We start from the raw sequence: 13,836 nt of genomic DNA, 5'->3' as shown, positions 1-13,836 counted from the left end.
CGAAGAGGAAGCCGTCCTGCGGCACCATGACCATGCGGCGGCGCAGCTCGTCAAAGCCGATCCGGCGCAGGTCCACGCCGTTGATCAGCACTCTGCCCTCGCCCGGGTCCATCAGCCTGGTCAGCAGCTTGGCGAAGGTGGTCTTGCCGGAGCCGGTCTCGCCGACCACCGCGACCCGGGCCCGCTGCGGAATCTGGACGCTGATGTCGCGCAGCACCGGCGGCCCGCCGGGGTATGCGAAGCCGACCCGCTCGAACTCGACCCGCACCGGCCCGACAGGCAACGGCTCGGCCAGCCCGTGCGTGCCCGGGTCCGGGACATCGGGCTCTGATTCGAGCAGCCCGATCACCCGCCGCCAGCCGGAGATCGCGTTCTGCGCCTCGTTGAGCACCTCGACGCCCCACTGCACCGGCGTGATGAACAGGGAGACCAGGAACAGCATCGCGATCAGCTGGCCCGCGGTGATGTGTCCCCCGACGCCGAGCGCGACGCCGACGACGACCACGCCCGCGTTCGCCAGTCCGGCGGCGACTTCGCCGGCGCTGAAGGTGCCGACGATGACCGCCTGCGCGCGTACCTGGGCGGCGCGCGTGGCGTATACGGCCTCGTTGATCCGGCGGCCGGTGCGCTCCTCGATGCCGTACGCGCGCACGACCGGCGCGCCGACCAGTGACTCGCTGAACGCGCTGAGCATGCGGCCGATCGACTGGCGCACCGCGTTGTACCGTGCGCCGGTGCGCCGCTGCAGGAAGCGCATCGCGGCGAACAGCGGCAGGAAGCAGAGCCAGACCAGCAGGGTCAGCTGCCAGGAGTAGCTGCCCATCACGGCGGTGGCCAGGAACATCTGGGCGACGCTGATGAACAGCATCAGGCCGCCTTCCTGGATGAAGTTGGTGATGGTGTCCACGTCGGAGGTCACCCGCGAGACGAGGGCGCCGCGCTGCTCGGCCTGCTGGTGCAGCACGGACAGCTCGTGCACGTGCCGGAACGCCTTGATGCGCAGCGTGGAGAGGCCGGATTCGCTGGCGCGGTAAAGCCGCCGGTTCATCGTGTACGCAGCCAGGGTCGTCATGACGACCGCGAGGGCGGCGAGGCCGGCCATGACCCGCACCTCGCTGGTGTCGACGCCGCCGGGCGCGTCGAAGCCGTGGTCCACCGCCTGCTGCACGGCGATCGGGATGACGATGCGGCCGACGGTCGCGATGAACGCCAGCAGCATGGTCACGCCGATGCCGCGGGTGAACTCGGGCGAGAGCCGCAGGCCCTTGCGCACGATGGAGAGCGGACTGCCGGAGGCCTCGCGGACCAGCACGATCTCGGGAGCGTCCGGCGCGGCCGCTTGCTCGATGGTGGCGGTCACGCGACCGCTCCTTCCAGGTCCTCGTCCTCGATGGCGTCCGCGTCGAGATCCGACGCGGCGGCGTCTTCGGCGGCGCGCGCGTAGGCCGTGATCAGGTCGCGGTATCCGGCGCTGCGGTGCAGCAGTTCCTCGTGTGTGCCCCGGTCGGCGATGACGCCGTCGTCGAGGAAGAGGACCTCGTCGGCGAGTGCGACCGTGGCCTTGCGGTAGGCGATGACGACGACGGTCGCGCCGAGAGCGTTCTGCTTCAGGCCGCCGAGGATCGCTGCTTCGACACTGGGATCGACTGCCGAAGTGCAGTCGTCGAGAATCAGCAGCCTGGGATGCCGCACGAGGGCGCGGGCGAGGGCCAGGCGCTGCCGCTGGCCGCCGGAGAGGGTCGCACCGCGCTCACCGATGACCGTATCGAGCCCATTGGGCAGCGCGTCGACGAACCGTTCGGCCTGTGCGATGTGCAGTGCGGCGCGGATTTCGGCCTCGGACGGGTCGTCGCCGAGCCCGACGTTGGCGCGCACCGTGTCGCCGAACAGGAAGGTCTGCTGCGCGACCAGGGCGACCGCGCGCGGTACCTCGCCCTTCGCCAGCTCGCGCAGATCGGTGCCGTCGAGCCGGATCGCGCCGCCGGTCGGATCGGCGAGCCGGGCCAGCAGCGTGGCGAGCGTGGACTTGCCGGAGCCGGTGGCGCCGACCAGCGCGACGGTGCGGCCGGGCTCGATGCGGGTGCTGACCCCGCGCAGCACCGGAAGGTCCGGCGCGGATTCGTAGGCGAACTCGACTCGGTCGAGTTCGAGCGCGGCCGGGCCGGAGTCGCGGGCGAGCCTCGCCTTGCCGTATTCGCTGTGCTCCTCGGCGCTGAGCACCGCGCGGACGCGGCCGAAGCCGACGACGCCGCGCGGCAGGTCGCCCAGGACCCAGCCGATGGCGCGGATCGGGAAGGCGAGCAGGGTGATGAGATACGCGATGCTGACCACGTCTCCGGGCCGGCTCTGGCCCTGGGCCACGCGGGTCGCGCCGATCAGCAGGACCGCGAGCACGCCGAGGTTGGGCAGCGCTTCGAGCATCGGGTCGAACAGGGAGCGGGCGCGCCCGGCGTTGATGTTGGCGTCGCGCAGGGCGCGGGTGCGCGCGGCGAACCGCTCGGTCTCCGATTCCTCGCGGCCGAGCGTCTTGACCACCAGCGCGCCGTCGAAGGACTCGTGCGCGACCTCGGCGACGTGCGCGCGAAGCTCCTGCGCGCGGGCGAAGCGCGGCCCGGCGTAGCGGGTGTAGACCGTGTTCAGCACGATGACGGCCGGGAAGAGCAGCACGCCGACGAGGGCCAGCACGGTGTCGGTGAGGAACATGTCGACCACGGCCAGCAGCAGCATGACGATCACGCCGAGGGTCATCGGCAGCGGGTTCATCGGCTGGAACGCCATCTCGACGTCGGAGTTGGCGTTGGAGAGCAGCTGGCCGGTCGGGTGGCGCTGGTGCCAGCTGAGCGGCAGGCGCAGATAGGCGTCGCTGACCTTGCGCCGGAACTCGGCCTGCGCGCGGAAGACCACCACCCCGGCGAGCAGGCGCCGCCCGAAGATGCCGATCACCTTCGCTATCGCCACGCCGATGATCAGCAGCCCGGCGGCGGCGAGGCCGGTGCCGGGGGCCGAGCCGCGCTGCAGGTCCGGCAGCACGACGTGGTTCGTCGCCCAGCCGATCGCCCAGGCGGAGCCGACAGTCATCGTGCCGTAGAGCGCGCTTCCGGCGACGGCGGCCGCGAAAACCCGCGGCGCGCTGCGGATCGCGACGCCCAGCACGCCGAGGCCCTGCCGGAAGGGGGAACGTCCGGGCGTGCCGCCCTGCGCCAGATCCGTGGTGTTCTGCGCTGTGTTCTGCACTGCGTGGTTCTGCACTGCGTCGGCTTGACGGCTTCGGCTGGGCAAGCCGATCTCCCCTCGGTTCAGGCGCGCCTGCGGGCGGCGCGAACGTGCAGCGTTCGACTCTAATGCGACAACAACGGCGCGGTATAGGAGATTTCCGATCGGAGCCCCTTACCCGTTTCCGGCGGCACGTTCGTCGCACAGCGTGGGTGATCCCGGTATTCTGCGCGGCGAGCACGCTTGTCGCCTGGAGGTTCGCTAGCACCACCGACACTGCAGCCCTACCAACACCGCGGGAGTAGCAGCATGAACGGGTTCGCACGTGAGGAACGCGAGGCGCTGGCGGACACGCTGGTGCGGGTCGGGCCGGACGCGCCGACGCTGTGCACGGGCTGGAGCGCCGCCGATCTCGCGGCCCACCTGGTCATCCGCGACTCGAGGCCGCTGGCCGCGGCCGGGATCGTCCTCAAGCCCCTGTCACCGATCACGCGGCGGGCGCAGAACTCCGTCAAGCAGCACACCCCGTACCTGGACCTGGTCGAGCGGGTGCGGAAGGGACCGCCGCCGTGGTCCGTCTTCCGCCTCGGCGCGATGGACGCGGCGGTGAACACCGTGGAGTACTTCGTGCACCACGAGGACCTGCGCCGGGCGGTGGGCGATCCGCCGCGCGAACTGGACCTGGTGAACTCGGACGAGCTGTGGAACCGGCTGCGCCGGCAGGCGAGGCTGGCCTTCCGCTCGGTGCCGGTCGGCGTGACCCTGGTGCGCGCCGAGAACGGCGAAGGCCCGCGGCAGACCGTGGTCGCGAAGGCCGCCACGCCGCTGATGGTCACGGTGACCGGGCCGGCCGGCGAGCTGGTCCTGTTCGCCAGCGGCCGCAAGGAGGCCGCGCACGTGCAGCTCACCGGAGACGACGCGGCGGTCAGCCGGCTGCGCTCGGCCAAGCTCGGGATATGACAAGATCAGTCAGACCTGCCCGCCCCCGGCACTCCCGGCACCGGGGGCGCACCGTTTCCCCGCGCTGCCCACGGGTAGCCGGATTCCGACCGGTGCGAGCAGGGTCCTGAGATCAGCCGGGAGCGCGGTTGGACCGAAGTGACTGAGACGAACGATCTGATCGCGGGCCGCTACCGCCTGCTCGCCCAGATAGGCACCGGCGGCATGGGCGTGGTGTGGCGGGCGCGCGATGAGGTGTTGGGGCGGACGGTAGCGCTCAAAGAGCTCATGGTGCGCTCGACGACCGGCGGCGGCGTCGGCGACGAGGGCACGCGCCGGGCGATGCGCGAAGCCCGCATCGCGGCGCGGCTGCACCACCCGAACGTGATCGGCGTCTACGACATCGTCGACCACGACAGCCGTCCGTTCCTCGTCATGGAGTACCTGGAGTCGCGCAGCCTGGCCCAGCTGATGGCCGCGGGAGTGCTGCTCCCTCCGCACGAGGTCGCCCGCATCGGCGCCCAGCTGGCCTCCGCCCTCACCGCCGCGCACAACGCCGGCATCGTGCACCGCGACGTCAAGCCCGGCAACGTCCTGCTCGCGGAAGACGGCGAGGTGAAGCTCACGGACTTCGGGATATCCCGGGCCGTGGGCGACACCACGGTCACCGCCAGCGGCCTGCTGCTGGGAACGCTCGGCTACATCGCGCCTGAGGTCGCCCAGGGTCAGCCTGCTGATTCGCTCAGCGACGTCTACTCGCTCGGCGCGACGCTGTACGCGGCCGTCGAAGGCCAACCACCGTTCGGGAACACCGAGAACGCGGTCGCGCAGCTGTACCGCATCATCCACGAGGAGATCATCCCGGCCCGCCACGCCGGTCCGCTGGAGCCGGTGCTGCTGTGGATGCTCTCGCGGGACCCGGCGCTGCGGCCGGCGATGCCGCACGCGGAGCGGGCGCTGAAGGCACTGGAGACCGCGCCCGAAGACGCGGTGCCCGCACAGCCGGAGCCCGAGCAACCCGCTGCCGCCCGCACGACGCCGTTGGTGGCAGCCGCCCCGATACCCGCCGACCGGTCCTACGCCGACAGCCCCGCGCCAACTCCGCCTGCTGTCCCAGCGGCCGCTCCCTCGGAACCCGCGCCGCCAAAGCGCTTCGCCCTCGGGACACGCCGCCGCGCGGTGATCGCGGTGCTCATCGCGGCGCTGCTTCTCGCGCTCGGCGGATGGGGGCTCTCCGCCGCGCTCAGCAGCCACTCGACCACGGCGAAGGCCGGGGCGACCACACCGACCAGCCACGCCGCGGCCCCCACCGCCGCCGCGCCGTCCACCTCGTCGCGGCCGTCGAACACGAGCGGTTCGAAGAGCTCTGCGTCTCCTTCTCCGTCTGCCCCCTCCGCGTCGGCTCCGGCGCAGAGCCGCGCGGATCAGCTGACGTCGACGATCATCGCCTACTACCACCTGGTGCCGGGGAACCTGACCCAGGCGTGGCCCTGGATGACTCCCAACTACCAGCAGAACCACGCGGGCGGCTGGTCGGGTTACCAGTCGTTCTGGTCGAAGATTCAGCGCGTCACGGTCTCCGATGTGACCGCGACGCTGCCCTCCACCGTGACGGCGACGATCGACTACTACTACAAGGACGGTTCGTTCGCCAAGGAGCGCACCCAGTTCGGCATGCTCTTCGACCAGGGACAGGGCCGGTGGTTGATCGCCAGCTCCTCGGTCCTCTGACTCAGCGCAGTTCGTCCGGCAGCAGCTCCGGCGGGAAGTCCTGGTAGACCACCGGGACGAGCCACCGGTCGATCGCCGCCGCGCCGACCGAGGTGTACGCCGGCGTGGTGGTCGCGGGGAACGGACCGCCGTGCTGCTGCGCGTAGGTCACCGCGACGCCGGTCGGCCAGCCGTTGAAGATGACCCGGCCGGCGCGCTCCGCCAGCAGCCGGCCGATGCGCCGGGCCTCCTGCGCGTCGTCGCCGCCGGCCAGGTCGGCGTGCACGGTCGCGGTGAGGTTGCCGCCGCCCTCGCTCTCGATCACGTCGATCGCGTCGGCCGGGGCGCCACCGACCACGACCACGCCGACCGGGCCGAAATGCTCCTCGGTCAGCAGCTCGCTGCTTTCCCGGACCGCGTCGAGCGTCGTGCGGTACACCTTGGGCGCCGCGGACCACGGGCCCTCCCCCGCCTTGCCGCTCGCCAGCAGGCTGACATCGCCGCGCGAGCCGAGCTCGTCGACCGCTGACACGTAGCCGTCGTGGATGCGCTGGGAGAGCATCGGACCGCCGGTGCTCTCCCCCACCGCCGCCTCGATCGCGCCGAGCAGTTCCGGCTCGTCCGGCACGAACAGCACGCCGGGATTCGTGCAGAACTGGCCGACGCCCTGGGTCAGCGAGGCCGCGTAGCCACGCGCGATCTCCTGCGCCCTGCTGCGCGCCGCGCCGGGGAACACGATCACCGGGTTGACCGAGCCGAGTTCGCCGTAGAACGGGATCGGGTTCGGCCGCTCGGCGCACAGCTTGGCCAGGGCCAGGCCACCGCGGGTCGAACCAGTGAAGCCGACGGCGCTCAGCAGCGGGTGCCGCACGAGGGCGGCGCCCTCCTCGACGCCGAATACGATGTCGAACACGCCCTCCGGCGCGCCCGCCTTCTGCAGCGCTTCGCGCACCAGCTCGGCGGTGCGCAGCGACGTGCGCGGGTGCGCCTCGTGCGCCTTCACGACCACCGGGCAGCCGGCCGCGAGGGCCGAGGCGGTGTCGCCGCCGGCCACGGAGAAGGCGAACGGGAAGTTGGACGCGGCGAACACCGCGACCGGCCCGATCGGGCGCTTGATCCGGCGCAGGTCCGGCCGCGCCGCCTCGGCGTGCTCGATCACGATGCCCTGGTACGAGCCGTCCCGCACCACCTCGGCGAACAGCCGCAGCTGGCCGGTGGTGCGGGCCACCTCGCCGGTCAGCCGGGTGGTGCCGAGCGCGGTCTCCGAGTCGGCGAGCGCGACCAGCTCGGTGACGTGCGCGTCGAGCGCGTCGGCGACGGCCTCAAGCGCGGCCGCGCGGGCCGCGCGGCCGGTGTCGCGCCAGGTCTCGAAGGCCGCGAACGCCGCCTGCACGAGCGCGTCGACCTGCTTGGTCCCGGTCGCGGGCACCGGGTCGCCGACCGGGCCGCCGGTGCGCGGGTCGTGTCCCTGGATGCTGTTCATCGCGTATTCGTCCTCATCGTCACAGGTTGTCGGCGTCCAGGTCGGGCAGGGTGAACTGGCCGCCGAGGTGCTGGAAGACCGGGTCGTCCGCCGGCAGCTCGCCGTTCTCGGCGAACAGCTCCTCGGCGAAGACCTCGGCGTCGTCCTTCGACTCGTACCCGAGCTCGCCCGCGCCCTTGAGGGAGACCCAGCCGCCGCGGGTGTTCGCGGAGACCCCGTAGACGATCTTGTAGCCGGGCTTCTCCGCCGCGAGGCAGGCCTCGAACAGCCGGGCGCAGTCGTCGGGCGACAGCCAGGTGGATAGGGCGCGCTGGTTCGGCGGCTTCGGGAAGCAGGACAGGATCCGGATGCAGATCACGTCGAGGCCGTAGCGGTGGTGGTAGAGCGCGCCGAGCGCTTCACCGGTGACCTTGGACACGCCGTAGTACGTGTCCGGCAGTGTCTGCACCGACTCGGGCAGCGGGTACTCGTCGGGGGTGTGGAAGCCGACCGCATGGTTCGAAGAGGCGAAGACCACCCGCGGCACACCCGCCCGCCGCGCCGCCTCGAAGGCCTTGTACGTGCCGTCGATGTTGGTCTCCAGGATGCGCTCCCACGGTGCTTCGCCGGACTTGCCGCCGAGGTGGATCACCGCGTCGACGCCCTCGCAGGCCTCGGTGAGTGCGGCCAGGTCGGTGACCGAGGCGCGGATCGTCTCCTCGCCCGGCCCGGCTTCGAGCGGCTCGATGTCCAGCAGCCGCAGCGTGCGCCCCGGACGCGCCATGCGCGAGCGCATCGCACTGCCGATCCCGCCTGCCGCGCCGGTGATCAGAATCGTGGACAACGATCCACCCGCCTTTCATCGCACTGTTTTCGTCGCACTGTGTTTCTTGCGGTTTCTTGCGCCGTGAGTGTGTGAATGCTCGAAGTCAGGGCCGTAGCAGGAAACTCAGTTGCCCGGCGTGTCTGCGTACCGCGTCCAGCACCTGCGCGGCGTGGCCGGGATCGTCGAGCCGCGCGTACGGCACCGAGCAGCTGATCGCGTCGATCGGCGGGAGCCGGTATTCGAGCGCGACCGCGAAGCAGCCGAGGCCTGGGGTGTTCTGGCCGCGCTCGGTCGCGTAGCCGCGCTCGCGGACCAGGGCCAGCTCGGCGAACAGCGCGGCGCGGTCGGTCACGGTCTGCGGGGTGAGCGGTTCGAGCTTGGCCGGCAGCAGGGCGTCCACCTCGGCGTCGGTGCGGCCGGCCAGCAGCGCCTTGCCGAGCGCGGTCGCGTACGCGGGCACCCGGCGGCCGACCCGGGAGGTGAGCCGCAGGTGGTGCGCCGATTCGCGGCTGGCCAGGTAGACCACGTCGGCGCCGTCGAGCCGGGCCAGGTGCACGGTCTCGTTGACCTCTGTGCGCAGCTCCTCGAGCACGCGGGTGGCGGCCCGGATCACTGGGTCGCGGTCGAGATAGGAGGTGCCGACCAGCAGGGCGCGCACGCCGATCGAGTAGCCGGTGCCGCGCCGGTCGGTCTCGACCCAGCCGCGCGCCACGAGGGTGCGCAGCAGCACGAAGAGGCTCGACTTCGGGTACGACAGCTCGCGGTGGATCTCGCTGAGCGTCAGCGGTTCGCTGTAGCCGGCCAGCAGTTCGAGCAGTTCGATGGTGCGGTCCGCAGACTTCACCGCTCCCGAGGCAACGGGCACCACGGCCGCGGCCGGGGCGGCAGAGCCGTCCGTCTTCTCGTCGGCCGCCTGCGCCGCCGTTCCGCTCTGCTTCACCGCTCCCCTCTCCCTCGCCACGCCGTCTTTCGCCGCTCTCGATGCGACTGCTGTCGATTTAGCCGCTGTTGATGTAGGCGCTCTTGATGTAGCTGCTCTTGATGTAACTGCTTCACAGCTTCGGCCACTGCCCATCCTCACACGCTCGGCAAGCGTTCACAAGTGAGACTACTATTCATGCATGCGAACACCTCAGACCCCGCTCGGCCGCCTCGACGGCCTGCTGTTCTTCCCGGTCACCGCCTTCGCCCCGGACGGGTCCTTCGATCCGGCGGGTTATCGGGCGCATGTCGAGGCCAGGCTGGCCGCGGGGCCGGCGGCGGTGTTCGCCGCCTGCGGCACCGGGGAGTTCCCGGCGCTCGCCCCGGCCGAGTACGAGGAGTGTGTCCGCGTCGCGGTCGAGGCGGCCAGGTCCGCAGGAGGGACGGTACCGGTGCTCGGCGGCACCGGCTACGGCACCGCGCTGGCCGCCGAATACGCGCTGGCCGCCGAGCGCGCTGGCGCGGACGGCCTGCTGGTGTTCCCGCCCTCCGGGGCCGATGGCGGGCAGGCCGGGCTGATCGCGCACTACCGGGCGCTCGCCGCGGCGACGCCGCTGGACCTGATCCTGTATCAGCGCGACCAGCTGGTGTTCGCTCCGGAGACGGTGGTCGAGCTCGCCGCGGTGCCGAACATCATCGGGCTCAAGGACGGGCGCGGGGACCTGGACCAGATGCAGCGGATCGTCAGCGCGGTGCGCACTGCGGGCGTCGAGGACTTCCAGTACTTCAACGGCATGCCCACCGCCGAGGCCACGCAGCGGGCCTACCGGGCGATCGGCGTGCCGCTCTATTCGTCGGCGGTCTTCTGCTTCGCTCCCGACGTCGCGCTGGCGTTCCACGGCGCGCTCGACAAGGGCGACGCGGCGACCCTCGACAAACTGATCGACGTGTTCTTCCGGCCGTATGTGGAGCTGCGCCGCAGGCACCCCGGGTACGCGGTGTCGCTGGTCAAGGCGCTGACAGTAGCGTCGGGGCACGCGGTCGGCGGCGTGCGGGCTCCGCTGACCGAACCGGCGGCGGCACATGTCGAGGAGGCGTGGGCGCTGGTCGAACAGGCTCGGGAGGCGCTGGCATGAGCGGCGCCGGGGTCTACCTGTATCCCTGGGACGCGGCGGGCGATCCGGGCTGCGCGGAGCGGATAGCCGGTCTGGGTGTTGACCGCGTGCTGCTCGCGGCCGCGTATCACACGGTAAGGGCCCTGACTCCAGCCCACCCGGAGCACAAGGTCGTCACGGCCGATCACTCCGCGGTCTACTACCAACCGGATCGGGCGCGGTGGAGCGGCCGTGAGGTGCAGCCGGTCGTCGCGACCTGGGCGCCGGGCTCGTTCCACGAGGGCGCGCAGGCTCTACGCGGCGCGGGGCTCAAGGTCTACGCATGGACGGTGCTGACGCACAATCAGCGTCTCGGCACGGTCCATCCGGAGATCTCCGTCGTCAATGCGTTCGGAGATCGTTACCCCTGGGCGTTGTGCACCGCGAATCCCCGGGTGTACGAGTACGCCGCGACGCTCGCCGCAGAGGTGGCCGCACTGCCCGAGGTGGACGGCCTGGAGCTGGAATCCTGCGGCTGGTACGGCTTCGAGCACCTGCACGCACACGACAAGACCGGCTCATCCGCGCTACCGGCCCAGGCCAGGGAACTGCTGTCGCTGTGTTTCTGCGCGGCGTGCGAGATCGACTACGCGAATGTCGGGATCGGGCCGGCGTGGTTGCGCGACCAGGTGCGGACAGCGCTCGAGCCGATCTTCGCCGGGAGCCCCGACGCGTTCGACGACGCCACTATCGCAGCGCTCGAATCCACGCTCGCGCCGGTACACGCGGTGCGCGAGGCCGCGGCGGATCGGTTCCGGGCCGAGGTGGTCTCGGCGGTGCGTGAAGTGCGTCCTGACCTCCCGATTCTGCTGCACACGCATCCGGACCCGCGCCGTGTCGGGGCGAATCCGGGTGCTGATCCGGCGAGTCTGTTCGCGCAGTCCGTGGGTCCGGTGCTGCAGTGCTGGGGTTCGATCGACGACGGGGCCGCGACGGTGTCCGCAGTCGCGCAGCAGGCTCCGGATGACGTACCGGTCGTCGCGTCGCTGCTGGCCGTGGCCAACATGGGCGGGCGCGTCGAGAGCCTGGTGAAGGACGCGGTCCGGCTGCGCGATGCGGGCGCCCGCGAGTTGCGGTTCTACCACGCCGGTTTGGCGTCGGGCAGCGATCTGAACGCGATCCGCTCTGCCACGACGGCCTGGAACGAGGAGTCGTAGCCGTCCGTAGTCGTCGTCTCGACGCGTCCTGCCTCCCCGACGTATCTGACGGGCCGTTCGCCGCTCTTGTCCGTTGAACCGCCGATCGGGTGAGCCGATCGGGGCCATGGGAGGGGTGGAGACGATGAGCGGCGACGGTCCGGACTTCGGGCAGCTGGTCTCTGAGGGAGCGGACGCGGGCGGCGAGGCGGGCAAGGACTGGGGCGAGGCGCTCGGCAGCGCGGGCGCCGAGGAGTTTCTGCACACCGGCGAGCAGGAGGGCGGATTCGTCGGCGGCTTGATCGGCGAGGGGCTCGGCTCGCTGGCGGGCGGGCTCGGCGGCGCGCTGACGTACGGCAGCGAGGAACTGTCGCACCTCGGGCACGAGCTGTTCGACGACGCCACGGCCCAGGGCGGCAGCGCGGACCCGCTCGGTGGCGCGTCACAGCCCGGCGGCGTCTCCGACGTCACGCCGGATCCGGCGGACGCGGGAGCGGTGGACATCGGCGTGCACGACGACAGCTCCGACTACGCCGATCAGGGCGCTGACCAGAGCGGCGCAGAGTAACCCTCAGGCGCCTAGAACCGCGGCCGGTGCGTCGGCCAGCTCGGGTCCGCGCGCAGCATCGCGGTTTTGTCGTCGCGGCTGCGCAGGCCGCAGGCGAGGTACTGCTCGTGCAGCCGGGCGAGGGCGTCACGGTCCAGTTCGACGCCGAGGCCGGGGCCTTCGGGCACCGCGAGCGAGCCCTGCGACCAGCGCAGCGCGCCCGGCTCGATGATCTCCTCCCGCTGCCACGGCGAGTGCGTGTCGCAGGCGTAGGTCAGGTTCGGGGTGGCGGCGGCCAGCTGCGTCATCGCGGCCAGGCTGATGCCCAGGTGCGTGTTCGAGTGCATCGAGACGCCCCAGCCGAAGGTGTCGCAGATCCCGGCCAGCCGCTGCGAGGCGCGGAAGCCGCCCCAGTAGTGGTGGTCGGAGAGCACCACCGCGACCGAGTCGAGCGCGGCGGCCTCGGGGATCTCCTCGAAGCTGGTGACGCACATGTTGGTGGCCAGCGGGAGGGTCGTCTTGCGGGCGACCTCGGCCATGCCCGGGTTGCCCTCGGTGGGGTCCTCCAGGTACTCCAGCAGTCCCTCCAGCCGCGGGGTGACGCGCAGGGAGGTGCCGACGGACCAGTTCGCGTTGGGGTCGAGGCGCAGCGGGAGGTCGGGGAACGCGTCACGCAGCGCCGCGATCGCCTCGACCTCGGCCTCCGGTTCGAAGACCCCGCCCTTGAGCTTGAGCGAGCCGAATCCGTAGGTGTCCACCATCCGCCGGGCCTGGGCGACGATGCCGTCCGGGTCGAGCGCGGCGCCCCAGTCGTCCTCGGGGTAGTCGTCGGGGACGGCGTGCTCGGGATGCTTGGCCCAGCGGTAGAACAGGTACGCGCTGTACGGCACGCAGTCGCGGACCGCGCCGCCGAGCAGGTCGCAAACGCGCAGGTCCGTCGCCTTGCCCTGGGCGTCGTAGCAGGCGACTTCGAACGCCCCGTAGGTCTGCGCGACGGTCTTCTGCCGGGAGGCGCGGCCGACCAGCTCGGTTGGGCTGCCCGGGGTGACCGCGCCCAGGGCGAGGGCGACCCGCCGGTTCAGCTCGTTGAGGTCGAAGACGTCCACGCCGACGAGGGCGGGAGCCGCGGCGCGCAGGTTCGCCAGGGTCGGGTCATCGCCATAGGCCTCGGCGAGGCCGGAGACACCGGCGTCGGTGTCGATTTCGATCACGGAGCGCAGCTGGTACGGCTCGTGCACGCCCGAGGCGTTGAGCAGCGGCGCGTCGAGCACGGCGATCGGGGTGACGGAGACGTGGGTGATCTTCGGGCCTGCCATGTCTCCACCTTAGTTGCGGAGGCGGGGAGGGTGGAGACGGGGAGGGGGAGGTTGCGGCGCGGTTGTCCCGCTGAGCGGGACAGCGGGGGAAGGCAGCGGTCAGCGGATCGGATATCCGGCGTCGCGCAGGCTGCGCTTGACCTCGCCGATGGACAGGTCGCCGAAGTGGAAGACCGAGGCGGCCAGCACCGCGTCCGCTCCGGCCGCGACCGCGGGGGCGAAGTCGGCCAGCTTGCCGGCGCCGCCGGAGGCGATCACCGGGATGGTCACCTCGGCCCGCACCGCGCGGATCAGCTCCAGGTCGTAGCCGTCCTTGGTGCCGTCCGCGTCCATCGAGTTCAGCAGCACCTCGCCGGCGCCCAGTTCGGCGGCGCGGCGGGCCCAGCCGATCGCGTCGATGCCGGTCGAGCGGCGGCCGCCGTGCGTGGTGACTTCGAAGCCCGACTCGGTGGCCACTCCTTCGGGACAGCGGCGCGCGTCCACCGACAGGACCAGCACCTGGCTGCCGAAGCGGTCGGCGATCGCCGAGATCAGCTCGGGGCGGGCGATCGCGGCCGTGTTGACCCCGACCTTGTCCGCCCCCGCGCGCAGCAGCCGGTCCACATCCTCGAC

12 protein-coding genes are annotated in these 13,836 nt (G+C 71.6%); 5 read left to right on the top strand and 7 right to left on the bottom strand.

The genetic code is table 11. The features are described 5' to 3' along the window. On the bottom strand, positions 1–1,360 hold a 1,360-nt coding region (locus VFB40_RS22755; protein ID WP_324853932.1), incomplete at its 3' end, for an ABC transporter ATP-binding protein. Continuing rightward, complete coding sequence (locus VFB40_RS22750) at positions 1,357–3,204, bottom strand: ABC transporter ATP-binding protein (RefSeq protein ID WP_349261600.1); 1,848 nt, start codon at positions 3,202–3,204, stop codon at positions 1,357–1,359. The genes VFB40_RS22755 and VFB40_RS22750, both read right to left, overlap by 4 nt. Positions 3,205–3,522: 318 nt before the next feature. Between VFB40_RS22750 and VFB40_RS22745 the strand changes: the two genes are divergently transcribed. Both VFB40_RS22745 and VFB40_RS22740 read left to right on the top strand, forming a co-directional pair. Continuing rightward, positions 3,523–4,173 carry a TIGR03085 family metal-binding protein gene (locus tag VFB40_RS22745; protein ID WP_324853929.1) on the top strand — a complete coding sequence of 217 codons (651 nt, stop codon included), beginning with the start codon at positions 3,523–3,525 and terminating at the stop codon, positions 4,171–4,173. Positions 4,174–4,311: 138 nt separating this feature from the next. Continuing rightward, positions 4,312–5,883, top strand: coding sequence for a serine/threonine-protein kinase (locus tag VFB40_RS22740; protein WP_324853927.1), 1,572 nt, complete (start codon positions 4,312–4,314; stop codon positions 5,881–5,883). A gap of 1 nt (position 5,884) precedes the next feature. Here the strand turns inward: VFB40_RS22740 and VFB40_RS22735 are convergent, their stop codons facing one another. The 3 genes from VFB40_RS22735 to VFB40_RS22725 all read right to left on the bottom strand — a co-directional run bounded on the left by VFB40_RS22735 (position 5,885) and on the right by VFB40_RS22725 (position 9,018). Continuing rightward, positions 5,885–7,345, bottom strand: coding sequence for an aldehyde dehydrogenase (NADP(+)) (locus VFB40_RS22735; RefSeq protein ID WP_324853925.1), 1,461 nt, complete (start codon positions 7,343–7,345; stop codon positions 5,885–5,887). 19 nt (positions 7,346–7,364) lie between these two features. Continuing rightward, the gene (locus VFB40_RS22730; RefSeq protein WP_324853923.1) at positions 7,365–8,168 is read right to left on the bottom strand and encodes an NAD-dependent epimerase/dehydratase family protein; all 804 of its coding nucleotides are present in this window, start codon (positions 8,166–8,168) and stop codon (positions 7,365–7,367) included. A gap of 85 nt (positions 8,169–8,253) precedes the next feature. Beyond that, positions 8,254–9,018, bottom strand: a complete 765-nt coding sequence (locus tag VFB40_RS22725; RefSeq protein WP_349261599.1) for an IclR family transcriptional regulator — start codon at positions 9,016–9,018, stop codon at positions 8,254–8,256. 253 nt (positions 9,019–9,271) lie between these two features. Here VFB40_RS22725 and VFB40_RS22720 point away from each other — a divergent pair, with 253 nt between their 5' ends. The 3 genes from VFB40_RS22720 (at position 9,272) to VFB40_RS22710 (ending at position 11,929) form a co-directional block, all read left to right on the top strand. After that, positions 9,272–10,207 (top strand): 5-dehydro-4-deoxyglucarate dehydratase, encoded by a 936-nt coding sequence (locus VFB40_RS22720; protein WP_324853919.1) that lies wholly within the window; start codon positions 9,272–9,274, stop codon positions 10,205–10,207. Next, the gene (locus VFB40_RS22715; protein ID WP_324853917.1) at positions 10,204–11,382 is read left to right on the top strand and encodes a hypothetical protein; all 1,179 of its coding nucleotides are present in this window, start codon (positions 10,204–10,206) and stop codon (positions 11,380–11,382) included. The genes VFB40_RS22720 and VFB40_RS22715 overlap by 4 nt, the downstream gene beginning before the upstream one ends. 106 nt (positions 11,383–11,488) lie before the next feature. Further along, positions 11,489–11,929 carry a hypothetical protein gene (locus VFB40_RS22710; RefSeq protein WP_324853915.1) on the top strand — a complete coding sequence of 147 codons (441 nt, stop codon included), beginning with the start codon at positions 11,489–11,491 and terminating at the stop codon, positions 11,927–11,929. A gap of 11 nt (positions 11,930–11,940) precedes the next feature. Here the strand turns inward: VFB40_RS22710 and VFB40_RS22705 are convergent, their stop codons facing one another. Both VFB40_RS22705 and hisF read right to left on the bottom strand, forming a co-directional pair. Further along, positions 11,941–13,224: a glucarate dehydratase family protein gene (locus tag VFB40_RS22705; protein ID WP_324853913.1), complete on the bottom strand. Its 1,284-nt coding sequence runs from the start codon at positions 13,222–13,224 to the stop codon at positions 11,941–11,943. A gap of 99 nt (positions 13,225–13,323) precedes the next feature. Then, the coding region (gene hisF / locus VFB40_RS22700; protein ID WP_324853911.1) for an imidazole glycerol phosphate synthase subunit HisF at positions 13,324–13,836 on the bottom strand (513 nt) is incomplete at its 5' end.

It is taken from the genome of Actinocrinis sp., from assembly GCF_035650855.1.
Lineage (GTDB): Bacteria > Actinomycetota > Actinomycetes > Streptomycetales > Catenulisporaceae > Actinocrinis.
The sequence above is the reverse complement of the archived record's forward strand: the minus strand, read 5'-3'. Positions and strand labels throughout refer to the sequence as shown.